Origin of the sequence: Streptomyces sp. NPDC048644, assembly GCF_043199105.1 — a bacterium.
Lineage (GTDB): Bacteria > Actinomycetota > Actinomycetes > Streptomycetales > Streptomycetaceae > Streptomyces.
In genome coordinates, this window is the sequence record NZ_JBICVO010000010.1 from 53552 (window position 1) to 75891 (window position 22340).

The window sequence follows — 22340 nt, forward strand, 5'->3', positions numbered from 1 at the left end:
GTGAGACGCGCGTCTCGTCGACCGCTCGGGCCGGGGCCGCGGCGGGCTCGGCGCAGCCGCTTCCGAGCTTTTCCGAGAGTTATCCACAGGGCTCGCGGCGTCGTGCGCGACTGCGTCATGATCTGGGCAACGACGCGGAGCGGAAGGTCAGGTGGGGGATCATGAGCCGGAGCGAGCGGGACACGAACCAGGACACGACGGCGCGGGACGACAGCGCCGAAACGCCGGACGACAGCCCGGCGGAGAGCGAACGGTCACGGCGGCTGACGGCCTGGCACGGCACGAAGCGGACACTCAGCGGCCCCCCGGTCGCAACGCTCCGCGAGCGCCTGGAGCGCCTGGCCGCCGACGCCCCGGGCGCCTACGACCTCGACCGGTGGCCCGACATATACGGCAACGGCGACGGCATCGTCGGCGAACTGGAGCGCCGCACCGCCGACGCGCTGGGCACCGAAGCCGCCGCGTTCTTCCCCACGGGGACGATGGCGCAGCAAGTGGCACTGCGCTGCTGGGCGGGGCGCACGGGCAGCACGACCGTCGCCGGCCATCCGCTGTCCCACATGGAAGTCCATGAGCGCGATGCCTACGCGACGGTCAGCGGCCTGCGGATGGTGCACCCGACGCACGCTCCGCGGCTGCCCACGGCCAAGGAGATATACGACCTCCAGGAGCCGTTCGGCACCCTGGCGCTGGAGCTGCCGCTGCGGGACGCGGGCTTCGTCCTGCCGGACTGGGAGGAGCTGACGTCCACTGTCGTCGCGGCCCGGGAGCGGGACGCGGTGGTGCACTTCGACGGCGCCCGCATCTGGGAGTGCACCCCGCACTTCGGGCGCTCCCTCCCGGAGATCGCCGCCCTCGCGGACAGCGTGTACGTCTCCTTCTACAAGTCGCTCGGCGGCATAGGAGGCGCCGCGCTGGCCGGGACCGAGGACTTCGTCGAGGAGACCCGGGCCTGGCGGCACCGCTACGGCGGGCAGATCTTCCAGCAGTGGCCGACGGTCCTCACCGCGCTCGCCGGCCTGGACCGCGAACTCCCGCGGCTGCCGGAGTACGTCGCGCACGCGAAGGTCGTCGCGCGGGCACTACGGGAGGGCCTGGCCGCGGCCGGGGTGCCGTGGTTCCGGGTACAGCCGGACGAACCGCTCACCCACCAGTTCCACCTGTGGCTGCCGTACCCGGCAGAGGTGCTGAACGACGCGGGCATGCGGCAGGCGCAGGAGACGGACACCAGCCTGTTCCGGGCGTGGTCCGACGAAAGCCCGCCCGGACTGGCGATGACGGAGGTGATGGTGGGTTCGTCCGCACTGCACTGGACGGCCGACGGCATACGGGCGGCGCTGACGGACTTCCTCGACCGCGTGCAGAAGGGACACCGGACATGAACCGCCAGGAGCGGACGGCAGCGACAAGTAGCAGAGAGGGGTGTGACCATGCCGTTCCCCGATGAGAACGCTCCGCCCACCGTGGTCGCCCATCGGCCGGAGTGGCAGGCCGAGTTCGGACAGCTGGCGGAACGGCTGCGCGGCGCCCTGGGTGAAGACGCGGTCGCCATCGACCACATCGGCTCCACCTCGGTTCCGGGGCTCCAGGCCAAGGACTGCATCGACGTGCAGGTGCGGGTCGGGTCGCTCGACGCGTCGCGGGACGTGGCACGGCTCACCGGGATCGGCTTCCGCCTGCGGCCCGAACCGTGGAACACCACGGAGGTGTCCTTCGGGACGCAGTGCCGCAAGCGCGTCTTCGCGCCGCCGGTCGGCGCCCGGTCGTGCAATGTCCATGTCCGCGAGGCCGACGGCCCCAACGCCCGCTTCGCCCTGCTGTTCCGCGACTACCTGCGCGCGGACGACCCGGCTCGGCGGGCGTGGGGAGACTTCAAGGAGCGGCTGGCGCTGAGCGTGCCGGAACTGTCTTCGTACGGGCGGATCAAGGCGCCGGCGGCGACCGTGCTGCTGGGCGCGGCGGAACGGTGGGCGGCCGACGTCGGCTGGTCGGCCGATTCCGGGTGGACGGCCGGCATAGGCCCGCCCTCCGGATAGCCGCCTCGGCCTCCCCGGGTGAGACGGGCGAAGGAAGCGCCCAGGGCCCGTACAGCGCGCAAGGTGCGGGCCGGGAGGCGGTCGGCGGGGTCGGTGATCACCGCGTTGAAGCGTCGCCACCGGTGGATCTCGCGGACGGTACGGACGGTGTCGGCGCCCGGCAGAACCGGGGCCCGCTCGCCGCGCTGGGCGGCACGGTAGGCGTCGAGCATGTGCTGCTGGTGTGCGTTCATGCCCTCACTCTGGGGCGCCGCCGAGTGCCGTGGCGCGTCGATTGACGAGAGCCGTCAATCGACAACGGTGCAGGTCGAAGCATCGCGCATGATGGGTGCATGGCCGACGTCATAGACATCACCGGGCTGCCGCCCGAGCGTCTCCTCTTCGCCCCGTCACCCCTGGCGGAGCTGGGCGCCGCACTGCACGCGCTGTCCGAGCCGGGCCACCATCCCGGACTGCACGGCTGGGTCACGGCGACCACGGCAGGGCTGAAGACCGACCTCGCCGACCGTCTGTGCGAGGCGGACTTCCTGTGGCGGTCGTCGCGTTCCGACATCCTGCTGCCGACCCGCCCGGGGGCGACGCTGGCCGAGGACCTGGACGCACTCGACCGGATCGACGACGAGCGGTTCGTGGCAGCAGCCTTCGAGGTCACCTGCTCGTCCCGCTACACCATGGTCACGCCCTCACCCCTCGTGGACGCCGAGGAGCGGGCGCGGGTACGGGAGATGGCGGCGGCGCGCGGGCCGCGCCAGGCGGCGTTCACCAACCGCATGCTCACCGACCCCGACGGGCTGCGGGTGTGGCTGCGCCGCCTGTTCGAGGACTGTGAGGAGGAGTTCTTCGGGGACATCTGGCGACGGGTCGGCATCCAACTGGCCGCGGACGCCCGGCACAAGACCGAACTGCTGCGGCACAAAGGGCTGGCGGAAACACTGCCGGCGACATCGACCGCCCTCTCCCTGGAGAGCGGCGGCCAGGACGGAAGGGGGAGCGACGGCGAGCGCATCATCGTCGACAAGCTGGCCGTGGGCCGCACGACGGCGTTCTCGGACGCGGCCGACCCTGGCGTGACGTTCATCCCGACGTCGTTCGGCTGGCCGCACCTGCTGCTCAGCCACGCGCCGGGCTGGCGCCCCGTGCTGCAATACCCGGTCGCCAGCCCGGAGTTGCCGGCACCGGCCGCACTGGAACTCGTACAGCAGCGGCTGGAGGCCCTGAGTCACCCGATGCGGATGCAGCTGTGCCGGACACTGTCACGCGGGCCGCACACCACGGGCGAACTGGCCACCGCGTTCAGCATCACGCCGCCCGAGGTGTCCCGGCACGTCGCGATGCTGAAGAAGGCCGGCCTGATCCAGACGCGGCGCCGTGGCCGATACGTCCTGCATCAGCTGGACCTCCAGGTAGTGGCCCGACTCGGCAGCGACTTCCTGGAGGGGGTGCTGCGGTAGGGAGTGCTGCCGCAGGGGGACGGTGCCGTAAGGGAGCGCTCCCCCGCAAGGGAGTGCTGCGGTGGGGGTGGGGTGGAGGGGGGGAGGCCCCCCCGGGGGGAGCAGGGACCTGCAGCCCCCTCCCTGCCTCCCCGCCCCCTCCCCGCCACCCCGCTCCTAGTTGTCCTGAAGGAACTTCTTCGCGAGGGCGTCGCCGCGGCTGACGGCGTCTTCGTGGCTCTCGATGGGGTCGGCCTTGGAGTTCTTGAAGAGGAGGTAGGTGACGCCCGAATCGGCGCCGCCCGACTCCGGGTTGGGGTCGATGCCCAGGTTTTTGGCGGCTGCGTACGACGCCTCACCGATGATCTTGTTCGGGCCGGTGTCGCCGACGACGGCGTACTCGACCTGGTTGTTGTAGATGATGGCGACCACGCCGCCGCCCTTGATGCCTGCCGCGCCGTAGTCCCAGATGTCGCTGACGCTCGGCACCACGACGTACGGGAGTTTCTCGGCGCTGAGCGGCTTGCCGTTGGACTGGTGGAACGCCGTGTCGTCCTGGAACCAGGGGTCTGTGTCGGCGTTGCACTGGGTGGTGATCTGGCCGTCGCAGTCTATGTCCATGTCGGCCTTCCAGAAGACTGCGCCGTTCTTGCCGCAGACCGGGACGGTGGCCGAAGTCTCTTCGTCGGTGCGGTACTTGCCCTTGGAGAGCTGGTCGCACGTGGCGAGCTTGGCGAGCAGGTCGGATGCGCCGACCGAGCCCTCCTGGAGGCGGTGCGCCTTTCCGGCGGACGGCGGGGGTGCTGCGGTGGTCGGCTGGGCCGCGGCGGGCAGGGCGGCTGCGGCGAGGAGTGCCGCACCGGAGGCGGTGGCGAGTGCCAGGATGCGTGTCCGCACTGGGGAACCTCTCTATTAGGAAGGTTTCCTTACCGAGCGGGGTCAATCTGCTCCTGTTGCGTGTCCACGTCAACCCTTTGGGTGATGCGGTTCCGGCCAGGCTCAGTCGTCTCCCGGCCCGAGTCTGACCCCCGCCGGTCCGCACGCCCCGCCCGACGTGCCCTCAGGACCGGCTGTTCGCCCGGTCGGAGGCGAGGCTTCGCCCACTCGCCTCCGCCGGCGCCTGACCCGTCCCCACCGAGCGCCCGACCCGCCAGACGCCCACCCCCGCTAGGCCCCCGGCCCCGACCCCGCGCCCCCGGCCCGTACCAGGCCCGTTTCGTAGGCGAGGACCACGGCCTGGACGCGGTCCCGGAGGCTCAACTTCGTGAGGATTCGGCCGACATGCGTCTTGACCGTGGCCTCCGACAGCACCAGCTTCGCCGCGATCTCAGCGTTCGACAGCCCCTGCGCGACCAGCAGCAGCACCTCGCGCTCGCGTTCCGTGAGCCGTCCCAGCTCGGGCCGGTCCGGCTCGGCGGCCGTGGCGGGCAGCATCGGGGTGAAACGGTCCAGCAGCCGACGGGTGGTGGAGGGAGCGACGACGGCGTCGCCGCTCTCCACGGCCCGGATGGCGCCCAGCAGTTCACTCGGCGGCACATCCTTGAGCATGAAGCCGCTGGCGCCCGCCTTCAGCGCGGAGAACGCGTACTCGTCGAGGTCGAACGTGGTGAGGATGAGGACCTTCGGCGCGTCCTCGTTCCGGCCGCCCTCGCAGATCCGCCGGGTGGCCTCGACGCCGTCCAGATGAGGCATCCGGACGTCCATGAGGATGACGTCGACCTTCGTGGAGCGCAGCACCTCCAGCGCCTGCACGCCGTCGCCAGCCTCGGCGACGACCTCCATGTCGGGCTGCGCGGCGAGCACCATCCGGAAGCCGGTGCGCAGCAGCGCCTGGTCGTCGACGAGCATCACGCGGATGGTCATGGCAAGGGGATCCCTTCGGGGGTGGGGCTCCAGGGTACGGAGCGTGCAGGGTACGGGCCGACGCACCGGAGCGGGTGCGGGGACCTGGCAGGCGCCGCTCGGCGTCCGGAAGCACCACCCCGTTCGCACCGCCCGGTTCGCACCGCCCTCACCGTTCGGGCTTGAGCGGCAGGACAGCATTGATCCGGAAGCCGCCGCCCTCGCGTGGCCCGGCCTCCAGCCGTCCGCCGACCATGCCGACCCGCTCGCGCATCCCGATGAGGCCGTGCCCCAGGCCGTCGGCGCCGCCCTCTTCGTAGAGTTCGTGCTGCGCGCCCCGCCCGTCGTCCTCCACGAGGAGGCCCAGGTCGGCGTCCCTGTAGGTGAGGCGGACGGTCGCGCCGACGTCGGGACCGCCGTGCTTGCGCGTGTTGGTCAGCGCCTCCTGCACGATGCGGTACGCGGTGAGTTCGACGCTGCTGGGCAGTGGCCGCGGCTCGCCCTCCACCCGGAAGTCGACGGGCAGCCCGGCGCCCCGTACCTGGTCGACGAGGTCGGCGAGCTGCTCCATGCCGGGCTGCGGTACGTACTCGCCGCTCTCGGGCTGCTCCCCGGTGCGCAGCACGCCGAGCAGGCGGCGCATTTCGGCCAGTGCCTGCCGCCCGGTGCCGGAGATGGTTTCCAGTGCCTGCCGGGTCTGCTCCGGGGCACTGTCGAGGACGTAGGCGGCGCCGTCGGCCTGGACGACCATCACCGAGACGTTGTGGGCGACGACGTCGTGCAGTTCACGGGCGATCCGGGCACGTTCGGCCGCGACGGCGATGCGGGCCTGCGCCTCCCGCTCCTTCTCCAGCCGGGTGGCCTTCTCCTCCAGCTGCGCCCAGTAGGCGCGCCGGGTCCTGACGGAGTCGCCGAGCACCCAGGCGAGCACGAACGGGCCGGTGAGCAGCGCCGTGACGAAGATGTCCCCCCAGACGGGGCGGTTGCCGGTCGCCCCGTCGAAGCGCATCAGGGAGAGCGCGGGGCCGATGAGCCCGCCGGTGAGGGCGAGCCGGGAGGCCCAGCGGGTGGTGCCGGAAGCGGCGGTGTAGATGATCACCAGCATCGCGAAGTCGCCGGGATTGCTCGGCACGTTGGCGATCAGCTGTCCGACGCCGAGCGCGACGGCCAGCAGCAGCATCCACTGGGGCCACTTGCGGCGCAGCGCGATGACGGTGCACAGGCCGACGGTGAAGAGTGCGCCGAGGGACTGCTCGACGGCTCCGCCCGGCAGCGACACGACCCACAGGCAGTTGAACCCGAAGAGGAGGAACGCCCAGAAGGAGTCCACCCCTGTCGGGTGTCTGCGGAAGAAGTCGTAGAGGCGCTGCACGTAACCCAGCGTATGCAGGCCGTATAGGTGTACGGGTCAACCGGAGGGGCGATCCTGTGCGCCGCGTCTACTCCAGAAGGTGGAGACCGGAGCACGCCTACGGCGTCGCCCGGCGCTCGTCCCTCCTGCCCATCCCGCCCGCCGAGCGCCCCCGCCGCGTGTACCTGCCACCCCCTCGTGCGTACCGTGGTCCGGTGACAAGCGAGTGGTGTGGCTGGCGGGACGCGGCGGAAGCGGCCCTCTACGGTCCTGACGGTTTCTACACCCGGCCCGGCGGCCCCGGTCCCGCGGGGCATTTCCGTACTTCCGTGCACGCCTCGCCCCTCTATGCCGGTGCCGTCGCCGGGCTCCTGTGCCGGGTCGACGCGGCGCTCGGGCATCCGGACGAGCTGGCGCTCGTCGACGTCGGCGCGGGCCGCGGCGAGTTGCTGACGGGGGTGCTGGACGCGCTGACGGACCGGACCGGGGCGGCGGGCGCCGCGGCCCCGCTGTCCGCGCGGCTGCGCCCGTACGCCGTCGAGCGTGCCGCGTGTCCTGACGGTCTGGATCCGCGCATCGGCTGGCTGGCCGAGCTTCCGGCGCCCGGTTCGCTGACCGGGCTGCTGTTCGCGAACGAATGGCTCGACAACGTTCCGGTGGAGGTCGTCGAGACCGATCCGGACGGGGTGCCGCGCCGGGTGCTGGTCGGCGCGGACGGCACGGAGCGGCTGGGCGACCCGGTCGGCGGCGCGGACGCGCAGTGGCTGGCCCGCTGGTGGCCCGGCCTCGTCCCGGAGTCCGGCCGGGCCGCCCCCGCCCCCGGCCTGCGCGCCGAGGTGGGCCGCCCGCGGGACGCCGCCTGGGCGCGGGCCGTCCGTACGCTGCGTGCCGGGCTCGCGGTCACCGCCGACTACGCGCACCGGCGGGACGGCCGTCCGCTCTTCGGCACGCTGACCGGGTTCCGGGCGGGGCGGGAGGTGCCCCCGGTGCCGGACGGTGGCTGCGACATCACCGCGCATGTCGCGCTGGACGCGTGCGCGGGCCCGGCGGCCGGGCTGCTGACCCAGCGCGAGGCACTGCGCGCCCTCGGCGTGACCGGCCGGCGCCCGCCGCTCCCCCTCGCCGCCACCGACCCCGCCGCCTACGTACGGGCGCTGGCCACCGCGGGCGAGGCCGCGGAGCTGACGGACCCCGCAGGGCTCGGCGGCTTCGGCTGGCTCGTCGAGCCCGTGGGCGCGGCCTGTGCCGGAATCCTGGACGATCTCGGCGCCGGGCGGGTCCGGCGGGAGCACGGCGGCGGCTAGGGCGCGGGCGCGGTACGGGCACCGGCCCGCCCGCGGCCCGTACCGCTCCGCCACCTCCTCCCGTCCCCGCCCCGCCGAACTGCGAGACTGTTCCCATGACGGAGACGACGGTCGGCATCGGCGGCGCGGCGGAGAGCACCGACATGGTGCTGAACATCGGCCCGCAGCACCCCTCCACGCACGGCGTGCTGCGGCTGCGCCTCGTTCTTGACGGTGAGCGCATCCAGCACGCCGAGCCGGTGATCGGTTACATGCACCGCGGCGCGGAGAAGCTGTTCGAGGCGCGCGACTACCGGCAGATCGTCATGCTCGCCAACCGTCACGACTGGCTGTCGGCGTTCTCCAACGAGCTGGGCGTGGTGATGGGCGTCGAGCGGATGCTGGGCATGGAGGTCCCGGAGCGGGCCGTGTGGACCCGTACGCTGCTCGCCGAGCTGAACCGCGTGCTCAACCACCTGATGTTCCTCGGCTCGTACCCGCTGGAGCTGGGCGGCATCACGCCGGTCTTCCACGCCTTCCGCGAGCGCGAGGAGCTCCAGACCGTCATGGAGGAGATCTCCGGCGGCCGGATGCACTACATGTTCAACCGGGTGGGCGGCCTCAAGGAGGACCTGCCGGCGGGGTGGCTCGGCCGGGTCCGGCACGCCATCGCCGATGTCCGTTCCCGGATGGACGTGTTCGACAATCTCGTCCTGGGCAACGAGATCTTCCGCGGCCGTACCCGCGGCGTCGGCGTGCTGTCCCGTGACGCGGTGCACGCGTACGGCGTTTCCGGGCCGATCGCGCGCGCCTCGGGTGTCGACTTCGACCTGCGGCGCGACGAGCCGTATCTCGCGTACCCGGATCTCCAGGACACCCTCAAGGTCGTCACCCGGGATGCGGGCGACTGTCTGGCGCGTTTCGAGTGCCTGCTGGAGCAGAGCCACAACTCGCTTGATCTCGCGGACGCCTGCCTGGACCGCATCGCCGAGCTGCCGCCAGGGCCGATCAACCAGCGGCTCCCGAAGGTCCTCAAGGCCCCGGAGGGCGCCACCTACGCCTGGACGGAGAACCCGCTCGGCATCAACGGCTACTACCTGGTGTCCAAGGGCGAGAAGACGCCGTACCGCCTGAAGTTGCGGTCCGCTTCGTACAACAACATCCAGGCGCTGACCGAGCTGCTGCCGGGGACGCTGGTCGCGGACATGGTCGCGATCCTGGGGTCGTTGTTCTTCGTCGTCGGCGACATCGACAAGTAGACGTCGGCAAGCAGCCGCTGCGGGGCGCGAGTCGGGGCCGCTCCCGGTCTGTGCCCGTGCCCCTGCCGCCGTCACTTCGGCTGCGTGCTGCCGGACGCGTCGTCGGGCAGCCGGCGCGGCGTGGCGGCCCGGTCCTTCTTCGCCGCGGCACCGGTGTCATGCGTCCGGCCCCGCCTCCGGCCCGGGAGACGGGCGGGGACGGGGCCGGAGCGCAGGTGCCGGAGGGCGAGTGCCTGAGGGCAGGTGCCGGAGGGCGAGTGCCGGTTACGAGATGGCGCTGCGCAGCTCCGCCACGTCGAGCTGTTCGGTCTCGTCGTGCGCCGTGAGGTCGATGACCTCGCCGACACCCTCCGCGGGAGCCTCGGCACCGGCCTCGCCGCCGTCATCGGCGGCGTTCCCCGGTCCGTCGGGCGCCGTCTCCGTACGCGCGTCGGGAGCCGTCTGCGGGCACCCGTCCCCGGCCTCTTCCGTACGGGCGTCCTGAGCCGCCGCTTCCGGGGTCTGGCCGGGGCGGAGGCGGGCGGTGGCGTGGGCCGACTGTTCGGCGACGGCCTCGTCGCCCACGACGTCCGCGAGGTCCTCCTCCAGCGGGGCGGGCAGTTCGCGCGGCGCCGCGTTGCCGAAGAAGTCGAAGCCGCCGATGGCGCGGGACGCCCGGGGGCCGGGTGCCGCGGGCGGTGCGACGGCGGCGGCAGCGGCCGGGATGTGGCGGAGCGCGGGGGCGGCGGCCTCGGCGGTGCGCGCGGTGGCCGTCGCTGGCTTCCCCCGGCCGTCCTCACCGTCCTGCCCGCCGGACTGCTCCGGACGGTCCTGGGCGGGGTTCCGGCTGCCGTCCTGGACACCGTGTGCGCCCTGGCCGCGGGCGCTCTCGTCGCGCTGGCGGGCGGCGTTGCGGGCCAGCCGCCGGAGGGCCAGGTCGGCCTGCGCGAAGGTGGCACCGGACGCGGAACGGCCGTCCGTGGCCCGCGCGTCGGCCGTGCCGCGCTTGTCGGTGGCGGCCCGCTTGTCGATGGCGGGGCGGCCGTGCGCCGCGTGCCGGCCGCCGGATGCGGCGGGACGGTCGGAGGCGGCGGGACGGTCGGAGGTGGCGGGACGGTCGGAGGTGGCGGGGCCGTCGGTCTGCGGCCCGTCGGTCCCGGGGCCGTCCTGTCCTTCGGTGCGGGTGCTGCGTTCGACGGACGTGCCCGGGGTGCCGTGCGGCTGCCGGGGCAGGCCACTGCCGAGCGCGGTCAGCTCCTTGGCGGGGGCCGCCGCCTCGATCGCGAGCAGCCGACGGCCCTCCAGGGCACTGGCGCGCTCGGTCTCGGCGGTGGCGTAACGGCGCAGCAGATCGGCGTGTTCGGTGCGCAGCCTGGCCAGTTCGGCACGCTTGGCCCGCAGCTTGGTGTCCAGGGCGGCTCGTATCTCGCGGGCCTCCTCGACGTCCGTTTCGAGTTCGGCGATCCGCTCCTCGGTCCGCCATTCGTCACGGGTCCGGGCGCGGCTCAGCTCGGCGACCCGCTTGCCGGCCTTGCGGTCCCAGACGCGCAGCAGGACGGAGCCGCTGACCGCGGCGGCTGCGGCACCCGCTGCGAGTCCCCGCTGCACCAGGTCGTCGCCGACGAACCACGCGCCCGCGGCGCAGGCGATCGACGTTACGGCGACCGAGGAGGGAGGAAGCAGCCGGTGGAGGGGTGGTGAATGGCGGTGGCGTCCTCGTGGCATGGCCAGAAACTTACCGTGCGTGCGGGGCCTATGGGGCCCCGCCCGCCGATCCGTTCCCCGTGGTTACTTCTTCACCAGGCCCTTCGACTCCAGAAATGTCTGGGCGACATCCGCGGGCTTGAGTCGCTCGGCGTCGACCTTGCGGTTCAAGTTGATCAAGTCCTTGGTCGTCAGCACACTCGTGAGCTTGCCCAGAGCCGTCTCGATCTCCTTGCTGCCGGCGCTCTTGGCATTCACCACGGGCAGCACATTGTCGGCGTTCTGGAGCTTCTTGTCGTCGTCCAGGAGCACCAGACCGAAGTTCTCCAGGGTGGCGTCCGTCGTCGTGGTCAGCACCAGTTGATCGGTGCCGTCCTTGACCGCCTGCTTGGCCGGTGTGGTGCCGACGCCCTTCGGATCGATGCCCTTGACGTCGATGCCGTAGGACTTCTCCAGGCCCGGCTTGCAGAACGGCCTGGTCTCGCACTCCTCGCCGGCGGCCAGGGTGACCTTCTGCCCGGACGCGCCGAGATCGGAGAGCGTCTTCAGCTTGTGCGCCGCGGCGAATTCCTTGGTAACGGCGAAGGCGTTCTGGTCGGTTGCCTCACCGACCGGCAGTACCTTCAGTCCGCGCGGCCCGGCGAGCTTCTTCAACGCCGTCACGGTCTTGTCGATGTCACTGGAGGCGACGGGCTTCGCCTTGGCGCCGTTCTTCTTCGCGTTGAGGAATTCGGCGAGGGTGGAGGCGTATTCCGGAACGACATCGATCTGGCCCTTCTCCAGGGCCGGTTCATACAGCTCGCGATTGGCGAGTGTCTGTACGCGTGCGGCGTATCCGGCATCGTTAATGATCTTGGAATAGATCTCGGCGAGCACCTTCGACTCGGTGAAACCGGCAGAGCCGACGACGATCTCGCCCTTGCCGTCCCCCTTGCTGGGTACTCCGCCCTTGTCCTCAAGGCTTTCGCCGCCGCATGCGGCCAGCCCGGCCGCCAATGCGATCACTGTGCCCGCGACAAGCGCGGTGCGCGACGCGCGTGACGTGCTGCTCATGGGATTCACCATTCGGTTCGTTGAGTTCGGATGTGCTGGTTGGAGCGCGGACCGTGCGGAAGGCAGCTTGGCAAAGGGCCGGCGCCGCGTCAGGCGGGTTTCCCTACCGCGACCGCATCGTCACCACGGCCGCCGCGCCGCCCGCGGCCCTTGGCGCGGCGCCGCCGCCCCCGCATCGGGTCGAACAGCCGGTCCACGAGGATCAGCGCGCCCTCAACGGCCAGCGCCAGTACGGCCACCAGCACGGCGCCCGCGACGACCTGCGGGGTGTCGTAGTTGCCGAAGCCCGCGGTGATGATCCGGCCGAGCCCGCCGCCGCCGGCCAGCGCGGCCAGTGTGGCGGTCGCGACGACCTGCACGGTGGCCGACCGCAGCCCGGTCATGATCAGGGGGTAGGCGAGCGGCAGTTCCACCCGCAGCAGGAGCTGCGGGCCCGACATGCCCATCCCCCGGGCCGCCTCGACCACGTCGCGGTCCGCCTCCCGCATCCCCAGGTAGGCGTTGGTCAGCAGCGGCGGTATCGCGAACAGCACCAGCGCGATGACGGTCGGCCAGTCGCCCTGCTTTCCCAGCGGGCTGAGCGTCAGCAGCACCAGCACCGCGAAGGTCGGCACCGCCCGCCCGATGTTGGAGAGGTTGACCGCCAGCGTCCCGCCCTTGCCGATGTGCCCCAGCCAGAGCGCCACCGGCAGGGCTATCAGGCAGGAGATGACCAGGCAGACCGCGCTGAGCTGGACGTGCTCGCCGAGCCGGTGCCATACCCCTTTTTCCCCGGCCCAGTTGGCGGCCGACATCAGCCACTGCCAGGCGCCCGTGATCGCATCCATCGCTCAGGCCACCGCCTTCGTCACCCGTGCCGCGCGCCGCGCACGCGACCTGGCCCGCGCCTGCGCCCGCGTCCACGGCGTCAGCAGCCGCTGGAGTGCCAGCAGCAGCAGATCGGCCACCAGCGCCAGCAGCACGCACAGCACCGAAGCCGTCAGCACCTCCGCCTTGAAGAAGCCCTCCATGCCGCTGGCGATGAGATTCCCCAGGCCGCCGTATCCGACGACGGAACCGATCGTCGTCATCGCCACCGTCGACACCGTGGCGATCCGCAGCCCGGCCACCAACGCCGGTATCGCCAGCGGGAGTTCCACGCCGAACAGCAGCCGCAGCGAGCCGTACCCCATCCCGCGGGCGGCCTCCCGGACCTCGCCCGGCACCGCTTCGAGCCCGGCGAGGATGTTCCGCACCAGGATCGTCAGCGAGTAGAGCACCAGGCCCGTGACGACCACCGAGACGGAGACCCCGAAGACCGGCGTCAGCAGGGCGAACATCGCCAGCGAAGGGACCGTGTACAGCACCGTCGTCAGCCCCAGGACCGGCCCGGCTGCGGCCCGCCAGCGCCGGGCGGCCAGCGCCAGCGGAAAGGCGATCAGCAGCCCGATGACGACGGACGCGACGGTGATCCCGATGTGCTGGAGCGTCGCGTCCAGCAGCTCCTGGCTCCGGGTGCGGACGTACTCACCGCAGATCCAGTCGTTCGCCTCCAGGCAGCTCGGGCCGCCCGGCTGCCCGGCCGCCTGCGCCACGTGATGTCCGGTCAGCTGTGTCGGCAGGCTCGCCGGCAGCTGTGCCATCAGCTGCGTACCCCACGGCACACTCACCCGTCGTCACCTCCCCCGCCCCTGTCGCTCACATTTTCGGTGACTGTCTGCGACCCTATCCCCCACCACTGACAATCGGCCCGGCCCGCCATTCATCCGCCACATCGCGTTCACAACTGCCTGGTCACAATGGAACCGTCCACCTTGGGGGAAAGATGATCCGCTTCGCGCACGTCACCAAGCGCTACCCCGACGGCACCACCGCCGTCGACGACCTCTCCTTCGAGGTCGCGAAGGGTGAACTCGTCACGCTCGTCGGCCCGTCGGGGTGCGGCAAGACGACGACGATGAAGATGGTGAACCGGCTCATCGAGCCCACCAGCGGCAGCATCCACCTCGACGGCGATGACATATCCGCCATCGACCCCGTCGAACTGCGCCGCCGGATCGGCTACGTCATCCAGCAGGTCGGGCTCTTCCCCCACAAAACCGTCCTGGACAACACCGCGACCGTCCCGCACCTCCTCGGCTGGCAGCGCAAGAAGGCCCGCGAGCGGGCAGCCGAACTCCTCGACCTGGTCGGCCTGGACCCGGCCGTCTACGGCGACCGCTACCCCGACCAGCTCTCCGGCGGCCAGCGCCAACGCGTCGGCGTGGCCCGCGCACTCGCCGCCGACCCACCCGTCCTCCTCATGGACGAACCCTTCGGCGCCGTCGACCCCGTCGTCCGCGAACACCTCCAGAACGAATTCCTCCGCCTCCAGTCCACCCTCCACAAGACGGTCCTCTTCGTCACCCACGACATCGAGGAGGCGGTCCGCCTCGGCGACCGCATCGCCGTCTACGGGGAGGGCAGGATCGAGCAGTTCGACACCCCGGCAACGGTCCTGGGCGCACCGGCCACCCCGTACGCAGCCGCCTTCGTCGGCGCGGACCGCGGCCTCAAGCGGCTCTCCGTCACCCCCGTCGAGAGCGGCGACCTCGATACGCCGCCGGTCGTCCGCCTCGACGACCCCGCGGACCGGGCAGCCGCCCTCCTCGCGGCCGACGACGCCTCCTGGGCGGTCGTCCTGGACGCCGACGCGTCCCCGTACGGCTGGGTGTCCGCCGCCGCGCTCGGCGGCCCGGCACCGGACGCCGCGGCCTCGCCCGGCACCACGAAGTCCGCCGCGGGCACCGTCCGCGACCACGCCCGCCCGATGGACGCCGCGCTGCCCCTGGGCGCGCCCCTCAAGGAGGCGTTCAGCGCGATGCTCCAGCACGACGCCGGCTGGATAGCGGTCCTGGACGGCACGGACTACCGCGGCGTCCTCACCCCCGGCCGGCTGCACGCCGCGCTGCGCCGCTCCACCGGCGCCGACGCCGCGCGCATCCCGCGCGACGAGGTGTCCCTGGACGCGGTGCCCGGAGGCCGCTGACCGGAGGCCGCTGACCTGCCGTCCGCCTACGCCGCGGTGGCGCCCGCTTCGTCCTCGTCGTCCGGCAGCTTGCAGACCCGCTCCAGGAAGATCGCCGCCGCCACCACGGCGGCGCCCGCCAGCACCGAGAGACCGGCGTAGATCGCCTGGTCCCGGCGCGGCGCGACATCCATGCCCGAGATCAGCAGGAAGACGCCCGCGCCGCCGTACAGCCCCGCGACCAGCGCCGCCACCAGAGCGCTCGCCTGCCCGAACACCACCGCACGGGCGGCGACCAGCGGCTCCACACCCTTCGCGCCGGAGCGCCGCTCGCGCTGCGCCCGCAGCCGCGCGCGGAACGAGAGGGCGGTGGCGGCCAGCACGGCCGCGATCAGCGCCAGCACGATCGGCGCGGCCAGCGGCACGCTCGGCAGGGTGCCCAGGCTGTCCCACAGCCGGGCGCCGGCCCACGCCAGCACCCCGGCCACCAGAAACAGCCCGACCAGCACCTTGATTCGTAGCTGCTTCACCGAGCCATCGCCCCTTGCGCCCTCATGGCTGCCCCGCTGTCCTGATCGAGTCGTCCGTCACGTACACCCGCGTCCGCGCCACCGCGGCCTCCGCGATCACGCCGTGCGTCACGCCGTACGCAACCACATCGCGCGGCCCGGACGCCGTACGCGACCCGCAAGCCTAACGACTACTCGGGCAGGTGCAGTTCCAGGTCGGCGCGCGCCTGCACGCCCTGGCTGCCGACCGAGGCCAGCAGTTCGGCGACCGCGCCGTGGCCAGGCACCTCGGCCGACGGGTCGACGTCGTGCCACGGCACCAGCACGAAGGCACGCTCGTGGGCGCGCGGGTGCGGCAGCGTCAGCCGCGGGTCGTCGGAGACCACGTCCTGGTAGGCGAGGATGTCGACGTCGATCGTGCGCGGGCCCCAGCGCTCGTCCCGCACCCGCTCGAAGGCTTCCTCGATCGCGTGCCCGCGCTCCAGGAGGGAGTCCGGCGGCAGCGTCGTCTTCACCAGCACGACGGCGTTGAAGTACGAGGGCTGCGAGCCCGGGGTCACGCCCCACGGCTCGGTCTCGTACACCGGGGAGACCGCCTTGACCCGCAGTCCCGGGGTGTCCTCCAGTGCGTCGACGGCACCCTGGAGCGTCTCCAGGCGGTTGCCGAGGTTGCTGCCGAGGGAGATCACGGCGCGCTTCGGGTTGGACAGGGTCACATCCGCCGCGTCCACCTGCTCCACCACGGAGGCGGGCACCGGCTGAACGGTCGGGTCACTGCTGGTCATACTCGACTCCGGGTGATGGTGATGGTCACGTCGTCGAAGGGGACGGTGATCGGGGCATCCGGCTTGTGCACCACCACCTCCACCTCCTGCACCCCCTCGTGCTTCAGGCACTGGGTGGCGATCCGCTCCGCGAGGGTCTCGATGAGGTCGACCGGATCGCCCTCGACGACGGCCACCACCTCCTCGGCCACCACGCCGTAGTGCACGGTCTTCGCAAGGTCGTCGGTGGCTGCTGCCGGGCGGGTGTCGAGCCCCAGCACCAGGTCCACGATGAAGGTCTGGCCCTCCTCGCGTTCTCGGGGGAACACCCCGTGGTGCCCTCGGGCCTTCAGCCCACGCAGCGCGACACGATCCACGCGAATCACTCCCACTGGTCCCACTGGCACCTTTGGCACCACTGCTCGTCGGAATTCCGGACATGCGCCGAACCTGTCCGGCACACCGCCCGTCGTCGAATCTACCTGCGAACACCGACAGCGCTCGCCCATGGGGGCTATGGACAAGGCCCCTCACTGCTGCTAGGAACCCGCCAGTCGGGCCGGGCCCGGACAGCCGTGAGGCCGCCCGCGCGGCCTCCTACCCCGGTTACCCCGGACCGCGTCCCCCACCCCTACCCACACCGCACTTGGCTCGAACGGGTGCGCTCCCGATCACCCCGCTGACGCCCGCCATCACCCTGCCGCGGCGCCCGGAGGCCCGGACGGCGACGTCCCGCGGTCCTCCTCAGACCGCGCCGGGCGCCCCGCCGGGACCGGCCGCGCCGTCCTCGTCGTCGCCGTCCTCGTCGCCGTCGCCCTCGCCGTCCGTCAGCACCGGCGAGCCGTGGTGCGACCACACCCGCCAGCCCTCCTCGGTACGCCGGAAGACGTTCGTCGCGACGACCAGTTGGCCGATAAGCGGCCCCACCGATCCGTCGTCCTCGGCGGGCCCGCCGCTGAGGATGTTCTCCGTACACGTCACCAGTGCCGTGTCACCCATCACATCGATCTCGACGTCGGTGAGAAAGAACTGGATGTACTCGGTGTTGGCCATGATCAGCGCGTACGAGCGGAGCACCTCGCCACGCCCGCGCAGCACAGGCCACCCGGGATGGACGACGCTGACCTGGCCGTCCAGCCACAACCCGGACATGGCTTCGTGGTCGCCGCGCTCGATGGTCTCGTACAGGGTCGTGTTCGCCTGCTCGACCAGCTCGATGTCCGTACGTGGGCGCAAGCCGCTCACACCGTTCCCGTCGCGTTCGCCGTCATGTCCTCGCGGCCGGCCGTGCCCGCCGCGCGTTCCACCGCGCGGGCCACGCGTACCGCGTCCGCGCTCGCCCGCACCTCGTGCACCCGCACCGCCCAGGCCCCCTCGCGCGCCACGATCGCCGACACCGCCGCCGTCGCCGCGTCCCGCTCCCTGGCCGGCGGCGGGGCGGTTCCTTCACCGCCCGCCAGCACCCTGCCCAGGAACCGTTTCCTCGATGCGGCCACCAGCAGCGGACGGCCCAGGGCGCGCAGCCTGCCCAGCCGGGCGACCAGCGCGAGATCGTGCCCGGCGTCCTTGGCGAAGCCCAGACCCGGGTCGATCACTATCCGCTCCGGGTCGATGCCGCCCGCCACCGCCCGCTCCATGCTGCGGCCCAGCTCGTCCACGACCTCGCCGACGACGTCCGCGTAGACGGCACGGTTGTTCATGTCGATGGACCGGCCCCGCCAGTGCATCACCACGAACGGGACGTACGCGGCGGCCACCGTCGGCACCATCGCCGGATCGGCTGCGCCCGCACTCACGTCGTTGACCAGCCGCGCCCCCGCCTGCACCGCCTGCTCGGCGACGGCGGCCCGCATGGTGTCGACGGAGACCACCGCGCCCGCGGCGGCCAGCTCCCGTACGACGGGGACGACACGGCGCAGCTCCTCGGCCTCGTCCACCCGCGCGGCGCCGGGGCGGGTCGACTCGCCGCCCACGTCCACCAGGTCGGCGCCCTGCGCCACCAGATCGAGACCGTGTTTGACGGCCAGCTCGGTGTCGAACCACTGGCCGCCGTCGGAGAACGAATCGGGCGTGACGTTCACCACGCCCATCACCGCACAGCGGTCCCAGTCCGGAAGTCCGGCCACCCGGTCACGCGAGGTACTCATGCCACCAGCGTAGGCGGTGTACCAAGGGTCTTTCGTTCGGATCATGCCGGCCCCCGCGAGCCCGGCACGATCCGAACGAAAGACCCTTGCGCCTGCGCGACGGCCACCGGCCGCCGCCCGCGCACCCGGTACGCCCCGCTCAGGCCGCGTGCTCCATGGCGCTCGCGGCCGGCCGGGGCGCATCCGTGTGCGCGCAGGGCCGCGGCTCGACGGGCTTGCGGCGGCGCAGCGCCCGCGGCAGGCCCAGCTCCAGATAGCCCTCGGCCTGGAGCGCCGCCAGGCCGATCCGCGGGATGTCCCGGCTGTTGCGGAACACCACGAAGCGGGGCTCCCAACGGGGCCTGAACTTGTCGTTGAACTTGTACAGCGACTCGATCTGGTACCAGCGGGACAGGAAGACCAGCATGCCGCGCCACACCCGGATGACCGGGCCCGCGCCCAGCTTCTCGCCGCGCTCCAGAGAGGAGCGGAAGACCGCGAAGTTCAGCGACACCTGCTTGATCTTCAGATCGGGCGCGGCCTGCAGCGCGGCGACGATCAGCAGTTCGTTCATCCCGGGGTCGGCGCTGCGGTCGCGGCGCATCAGCTCAAGCGAGATGCCGTCGCCACCCCACGGCACGTAGTGCTGCATCGCCTTCAGGTCGCCGAAAGGACCGGGCTCCTCGCCGTCGGCGGGTGCCTGGTGCGCGGTGGCTATCACCGCGTCGCCGTCGGTCACCGCGTCGATCCGCCCCAGCGCCATGGAGAAGCCGCGCTCGGTGTCGGTGTCCCGCCAGGCGTCCGCGGCCAGCTGGATGCGCGCCAGCTCGTCCGGCTCCAGGTCGCGCACCCGGCGCACCCGGGTCTCGTAGCCGTTGCGCTCGATGCGCTTGACCATCTGCCGTACGTTGCGCATCGCGCGCCCGGTGAGGCTGAAGTCCGCGACGTCGACGATCGCCTCGTCGCCCAGCTCCAGCGCGTCCATGCCGGTCTCCCGGGTCCACACCTGGCCGCCGGTCTCGCTGCACCCGGTCACCGCCGGCGTCCAGGAGTGCGCCCGCGCCTCCTCCATGAACCGCTCGATCGCGCCGGGCCACGCCTCGACGTCACCGATCGGGTCGCCGCTGGCGAGCATCACGCCGGAGATCACCCGGTAGCAGACCGCGGCTTTGCCGGTCGGCGAGAAGACCGCGCCCTTGTCGCGGCGGAGCGCGAAGTAGCCGAGCGAGTCGCGGCCCCCGTGCTTGGCCAGCAGCTCCCGCAGCCGCGACTCGTCCTCGTCGGTGAGCCGGGCCACCGGATGCTCCGGGCGGAACGCCAGATACGCGGTGGTGGCGAGGGTGAGCAGGCCGAGCGCGCCGAGCGAATAGCCGACGGTGTAGTCGACCCGGTGTGTGTAGGCGATCGGGCCCTCGAAGCCGAACAGGCCCCACAGCACGTGCTGGACCCGCTCCCACAGGGACGGCGAACCGACGATCTTGCCGGGGTGCGAGCTGACGATCACCAAGCCGATGCCGAAGCTGGCGCCGCCCAGCACCACGGCGTTGGCCACCGCCTTCCAGCGGCTGCGCGGGTCGGGCAGCGCGGCGAACTCCTTGCGGTGCCACAGCAGGAACGCCAGCAGCGCCAGCGAAAGCACCGCCCCGATGAAGGAGTGGCGGTAGACGAGCTGCGCGGCGATACCGACCGGGAGCAGCGCCACGGCAGCCGCCCAGGCCCGCCGCTTACGTCGTTTGAGGCCGTGCGCCAGGAGGAGCAGCAGAATGCCGACGACGAGGGACGCGGCGGCGGCCAGCGGGCTGACCGCGCCCGGCAGCACCTCGGCCAAGGCGTGCACCCGGCTGTGCCGGAACCGCGGGAAGATGCCTGCCACGAGGTTGAGCAGACCGATGAGGACACCGGCCGTGCCGACGCACCGCGGCACCGACTCGGGCCGCGGCCCGCGGAGCCAGCGTGGCGTGCGCCACGCAACCGTCTCCGACTTTTCGCCATCTAGCCTGTCAGACATCACTTTCCCGTCGCCCGGGTCGAGAGAACGTGCGAGCCTTGTCGCAGCATCTGGACTTTTTGCGCCCTGTATGACGGCGTTCCAGGGCTCGGGGTTCCATCAGCGGACGGATGGGCCGGCCGCTCGGAAGAAAGCACCTCATGGGTCTCACCAGCAAAAAAGTGCTGATTCTTGCTGTCGTCATCGCCGTGGCGCTGTTCATCGTCACGATCTGGCTCTGGCCGCGGCTCTCCGGCCGTAACTGGCGCACGGTCCTGGGCCGCGTCGGACTGCTGCTCGTCACCCAGATATCGCTGTTCGCCGCGGTCGGTCTCTTCGCCAACAACTCGTTCGGCTTCTACGCCTCCTGGGCCGACCTCTTCGGCCAGGAGCAGGAACCGGGCGTGGTGACCACCTACAAGACGGGACCGGACGGCACCCAGCTCCAGACGCTGGGCAGCGAGCGCTTCAGCATCCGCGGCGCGGGCCGCCCGGACGTCGCGGGCCGGATAGACAAGGTCCTGATACGCGGCGAGCAGTCCCACATCACCAGCCCGGCCTTCGTCTACCTTCCGCCGCAGTACTTCCAGCGCGCGCACGCCCACCGGACGTTCCCCGCCGCGGTCGTGCTCACCGGCTACCCGGGCACCGCCGAAGCGCTCTACAAGAAGCTGCACTTCCCGCAGACCCAGCACGACCTGCACAAGCACGGCAAGATGCAGCCGACCGTCCTGGTGATGATGCGCCCGACGGTGGCCCCGCCGCGTGACACCGAGTGCGTGGACGTACCCGGCGGCCCGCAGACCGAGACGTTCTTCACCAAGGACCTGCGCCGCGACATCGCCGGGCACTACCGCGTCGGACCCGACGCCAAGAGCTGGGGCGTCATGGGCGACTCCACCGGCGGCTACTGCGCCCTGAAGATGACCATGCGCCACCCCGAGTCGTTCTCCAGCGCCGTCGCGCTCTCCGGCAGCTACAAGGCCCCCCTCGACGCCACCACCGGCGCGCTCTTCGGCGGCGACAAGCAGCTGGAGCGCGAGAACAATCTGCTGTGGCGTCAGCAGCACCTGCCGGCCCCGAAGGCGAGCTTCCTGGTCACCAGCAGCAAGCAGGGCGAGGGCAACTACCGCGACACCCTGAAGTTCATCAAGGGGACCAAGTCCCCCTCGCAGGTCGCGTCGATCATCCTCGACAGCGGCGGCCACAACTTCAACACCTGGCGCCGGGAGATCCCGGCCGCCATGGAATGGCTGGGCGGCCGGCTCAAGGTCTGACCCGCAGAACGAACCCCCACCGCACGGCCCGTACGCTCCCGTACGGGCCGGACGCATGTCCGGACGGGCGTCAGCGGGCCAGTATCAGGCTCATCGCCTCGGCGCGGGTGGCCGGGTCACGGAGCTGCCCGCGCACCGCCGACGTGGTGGTCTTGGCCCCGGGCTTGCGGACGCCGCGCATGGTCATGCACATGTGCTCGCACTCGATGACGACGATGACGCCGCGCGGCTCCAGGATGTTCATCAGCGAGTCGGCGATCTGCGTCGTCAGCCGCTCCTGGACCTGCGGGCGGCGGGCGAACACGTCGACCAGCCGGGCCAGCTTCGACAGGCCGGTGATCTTGCCGTCGGTCGACGGGATGTAGCCGACGTGCGCGACGCCGACGAACGGCACCAGGTGGTGCTCGCAGCTCGACGTGACCTCGATGTCCTTGACCAGCACCATTTCGTCATGGCCGAGGTCGAACGTCGTCGTCAGCACGTCCTCCGGCTTCTGCCACAGCCCGCCGAAGATCTCCCTGTACGCGCGCGCCACCCTGTTCGGCGTCTCCCGCAGGCCCTCGCGGTCCGGGTCCTCGCCGACAGCGATGAGCAACTCGCGGACGGCGTCCGCGGCGCGCTTTTCGTCGAACTCGCCGATCGCGCCTTCGCCGTCCAGCGTCACAGGGTCGGTCATGTGGTGCCTCGTTCCTTCTGCGCCGGCTCCCCCATGCGGAATGCCGCGCCTCCAGGCTAGAACCTGTGAGGCGCGGCA

Annotated in this window: 21 protein-coding genes; 7 read left to right on the forward strand and 14 right to left on the reverse strand. The window is 71.8% G+C overall.

From position 1 onward, the window contains the following. Positions 1–161 precede the first annotated feature (161 nt). The 3 genes from ACGFNI_RS23265 (at position 162) to ACGFNI_RS23275 (ending at position 3487) form a co-directional block, all read left to right on the forward strand. The gene (locus ACGFNI_RS23265; RefSeq protein ID WP_393686543.1) at positions 162–1382 is read left to right on the forward strand and encodes a threonine aldolase family protein; all 1221 of its coding nucleotides are present in this window, start codon (positions 162–164) and stop codon (positions 1380–1382) included. Positions 1383–1430: 48 nt separating this feature from the next. Then, entirely contained in the window at positions 1431–2036 is a 606-nt protein-coding gene (locus tag ACGFNI_RS23270; RefSeq protein ID WP_393686544.1) for a GrpB family protein, read from the forward strand. Between the two features lie 332 nt (positions 2037–2368). Then, positions 2369–3487 (forward strand): DUF5937 family protein, encoded by a 1119-nt coding sequence (locus ACGFNI_RS23275; protein WP_393686545.1) that lies wholly within the window; start codon positions 2369–2371, stop codon positions 3485–3487. A 156-nt stretch (positions 3488–3643) separates the two neighbouring features. Here ACGFNI_RS23275 and ACGFNI_RS23280 read toward each other — a convergent pair whose 3' ends face one another. The 3 genes from ACGFNI_RS23280 to ACGFNI_RS23290 all read right to left on the reverse strand — a co-directional run bounded on the left by ACGFNI_RS23280 (position 3644) and on the right by ACGFNI_RS23290 (position 6680). After that, a complete protein-coding gene (locus ACGFNI_RS23280; protein WP_393686546.1) occupies positions 3644–4363 on the reverse strand; it encodes a glycoside hydrolase family 75 protein in 720 nt (239 codons plus the stop codon). Between the two features lie 270 nt (positions 4364–4633). Next, positions 4634–5329, reverse strand: coding sequence for a response regulator (locus ACGFNI_RS23285; protein WP_393686547.1), 696 nt, complete (start codon positions 5327–5329; stop codon positions 4634–4636). Positions 5330–5477: 148 nt separating this feature from the next. After that, positions 5478–6680, reverse strand: a complete 1203-nt coding sequence (locus tag ACGFNI_RS23290; RefSeq protein WP_393686548.1) for a sensor histidine kinase — start codon at positions 6678–6680, stop codon at positions 5478–5480. A gap of 194 nt (positions 6681–6874) precedes the next feature. Between ACGFNI_RS23290 and ACGFNI_RS23295 the strand changes: the two genes are divergently transcribed. Both ACGFNI_RS23295 and ACGFNI_RS23300 read left to right on the forward strand, forming a co-directional pair. Then, entirely contained in the window at positions 6875–7963 is a 1089-nt protein-coding gene (locus ACGFNI_RS23295; RefSeq protein ID WP_393686549.1) for an SAM-dependent methyltransferase, read from the forward strand. Positions 7964–8058: 95 nt separating this feature from the next. Further along, on the forward strand, positions 8059–9201 hold the full coding sequence (locus tag ACGFNI_RS23300) for an NADH-quinone oxidoreductase subunit D (protein WP_393686550.1): 1143 nt from the start codon (positions 8059–8061) through the stop codon (positions 9199–9201). A gap of 264 nt (positions 9202–9465) precedes the next feature. On the opposite strand, the gene ACGFNI_RS23305 is transcribed toward ACGFNI_RS23300, so the two are convergent. The 4 genes from ACGFNI_RS23305 to ACGFNI_RS23320 form a co-directional block, all read right to left on the reverse strand. After that, positions 9466–10905: a hypothetical protein gene (locus ACGFNI_RS23305; RefSeq protein ID WP_393686551.1), complete on the reverse strand. Its 1440-nt coding sequence runs from the start codon at positions 10903–10905 to the stop codon at positions 9466–9468. Between the two features lie 63 nt (positions 10906–10968). Next, positions 10969–11937 (reverse strand): ABC transporter substrate-binding protein, encoded by a 969-nt coding sequence (locus ACGFNI_RS23310; RefSeq protein ID WP_393686552.1) that lies wholly within the window; start codon positions 11935–11937, stop codon positions 10969–10971. Positions 11938–12026: 89 nt separating this feature from the next. Further along, entirely contained in the window at positions 12027–12764 is a 738-nt protein-coding gene (locus ACGFNI_RS23315) for an ABC transporter permease (RefSeq protein ID WP_393686553.1), read from the reverse strand. A 3-nt stretch (positions 12765–12767) separates the two neighbouring features. Further along, positions 12768–13559: an ABC transporter permease gene (locus ACGFNI_RS23320; protein ID WP_393686711.1), complete on the reverse strand. Its 792-nt coding sequence runs from the start codon at positions 13557–13559 to the stop codon at positions 12768–12770. Between the two features lie 182 nt (positions 13560–13741). Here ACGFNI_RS23320 and ACGFNI_RS23325 point away from each other — a divergent pair, with 182 nt between their 5' ends. Then, entirely contained in the window at positions 13742–14944 is a 1203-nt protein-coding gene (locus ACGFNI_RS23325; protein WP_393686554.1) for an ABC transporter ATP-binding protein, read from the forward strand. 26 nt (positions 14945–14970) lie between these two features. Here the strand turns inward: ACGFNI_RS23325 and ACGFNI_RS23330 are convergent, their stop codons facing one another. The 6 genes from ACGFNI_RS23330 to ACGFNI_RS23355 all read right to left on the reverse strand — a co-directional run bounded on the left by ACGFNI_RS23330 (position 14971) and on the right by ACGFNI_RS23355 (position 20330). Continuing rightward, the gene (locus ACGFNI_RS23330) at positions 14971–15453 is read right to left on the reverse strand and encodes a DUF3180 domain-containing protein (RefSeq protein ID WP_393686555.1); all 483 of its coding nucleotides are present in this window, start codon (positions 15451–15453) and stop codon (positions 14971–14973) included. A 170-nt stretch (positions 15454–15623) separates the two neighbouring features. Next, positions 15624–16217, reverse strand: a complete 594-nt coding sequence (folK, locus tag ACGFNI_RS23335) for a 2-amino-4-hydroxy-6-hydroxymethyldihydropteridine diphosphokinase (protein ID WP_393686556.1) — start codon at positions 16215–16217, stop codon at positions 15624–15626. Continuing rightward, a complete protein-coding gene (folB, locus tag ACGFNI_RS23340; RefSeq protein ID WP_393686557.1) occupies positions 16214–16573 on the reverse strand; it encodes a dihydroneopterin aldolase in 360 nt (119 codons plus the stop codon). Before folB ends, folK begins: the two co-directional genes overlap by 4 nt. A 367-nt stretch (positions 16574–16940) precedes the next feature. Continuing rightward, on the reverse strand, positions 16941–17432 hold the full coding sequence (locus ACGFNI_RS23345; RefSeq protein ID WP_393686558.1) for a nuclear transport factor 2 family protein: 492 nt from the start codon (positions 17430–17432) through the stop codon (positions 16941–16943). A gap of 5 nt (positions 17433–17437) precedes the next feature. Further along, positions 17438–18343: a dihydropteroate synthase gene (folP, locus tag ACGFNI_RS23350; RefSeq protein ID WP_393686559.1), complete on the reverse strand. Its 906-nt coding sequence runs from the start codon at positions 18341–18343 to the stop codon at positions 17438–17440. 139 nt (positions 18344–18482) lie between these two features. Next, the gene (locus ACGFNI_RS23355; protein WP_393686560.1) at positions 18483–20330 is read right to left on the reverse strand and encodes a phosphatidylglycerol lysyltransferase domain-containing protein; all 1848 of its coding nucleotides are present in this window, start codon (positions 20328–20330) and stop codon (positions 18483–18485) included. Between the two features lie 140 nt (positions 20331–20470). On the opposite strand from ACGFNI_RS23355, the gene ACGFNI_RS23360 reads away from it, so the two are divergent. Next, positions 20471–21586, forward strand: coding sequence for an alpha/beta hydrolase (locus ACGFNI_RS23360; protein WP_393686561.1), 1116 nt, complete (start codon positions 20471–20473; stop codon positions 21584–21586). A gap of 70 nt (positions 21587–21656) precedes the next feature. On the opposite strand, the gene folE is transcribed toward ACGFNI_RS23360, so the two are convergent. After that, positions 21657–22262 (reverse strand): GTP cyclohydrolase I FolE, encoded by a 606-nt coding sequence (gene folE / locus ACGFNI_RS23365; RefSeq protein WP_393686562.1) that lies wholly within the window; start codon positions 22260–22262, stop codon positions 21657–21659. Positions 22263–22340: the final 78 nt, after the last annotated feature.

Excerpts from the sequence above, each read along its gene's own strand:
- ACGFNI_RS23265 (WP_393686543.1), top strand. The coding sequence starts at position 162 with ATGAGCCGGAGCGAGCGGGACACGAACCAGGACACGACGGCGCGGGAC.
- ACGFNI_RS23270 (WP_393686544.1), top strand. The coding sequence starts at position 1,431 with ATGCCGTTCCCCGATGAGAACGCTCCGCCCACCGTGGTCGCCCATCGG.
- ACGFNI_RS23275 (WP_393686545.1), top strand. The coding sequence starts at position 2,369 with ATGGCCGACGTCATAGACATCACCGGGCTGCCGCCCGAGCGTCTCCTC.
- ACGFNI_RS23285 (WP_393686547.1), bottom strand. The coding sequence starts at position 5,329 with ATGACCATCCGCGTGATGCTCGTCGACGACCAGGCGCTGCTGCGCACC.
- ACGFNI_RS23300 (WP_393686550.1), top strand. The coding sequence starts at position 8,059 with ATGACGGAGACGACGGTCGGCATCGGCGGCGCGGCGGAGAGCACCGAC.
- ACGFNI_RS23305 (WP_393686551.1), bottom strand. The coding sequence starts at position 10,905 with ATGCCACGAGGACGCCACCGCCATTCACCACCCCTCCACCGGCTGCTT.
- ACGFNI_RS23310 (WP_393686552.1), bottom strand. The coding sequence starts at position 11,937 with ATGAGCAGCACGTCACGCGCGTCGCGCACCGCGCTTGTCGCGGGCACA.
- ACGFNI_RS23315 (WP_393686553.1), bottom strand. The coding sequence starts at position 12,764 with ATGGATGCGATCACGGGCGCCTGGCAGTGGCTGATGTCGGCCGCCAAC.
- ACGFNI_RS23320 (WP_393686711.1), bottom strand. The coding sequence starts at position 13,559 with ATGGCACAGCTGCCGGCGAGCCTGCCGACACAGCTGACCGGACATCAC.
- ACGFNI_RS23325 (WP_393686554.1), top strand. The coding sequence starts at position 13,742 with ATGATCCGCTTCGCGCACGTCACCAAGCGCTACCCCGACGGCACCACC.
- folK (WP_393686556.1), bottom strand. The coding sequence starts at position 16,217 with ATGACCAGCAGTGACCCGACCGTTCAGCCGGTGCCCGCCTCCGTGGTG.
- folP (WP_393686559.1), bottom strand. The coding sequence starts at position 18,343 with ATGAGTACCTCGCGTGACCGGGTGGCCGGACTTCCGGACTGGGACCGC.
- ACGFNI_RS23355 (WP_393686560.1), bottom strand. The coding sequence starts at position 20,330 with ATGTCTGACAGGCTAGATGGCGAAAAGTCGGAGACGGTTGCGTGGCGC.
- ACGFNI_RS23360 (WP_393686561.1), top strand. The coding sequence starts at position 20,471 with ATGGGTCTCACCAGCAAAAAAGTGCTGATTCTTGCTGTCGTCATCGCC.
- folE (WP_393686562.1), bottom strand. The coding sequence starts at position 22,262 with ATGACCGACCCTGTGACGCTGGACGGCGAAGGCGCGATCGGCGAGTTC.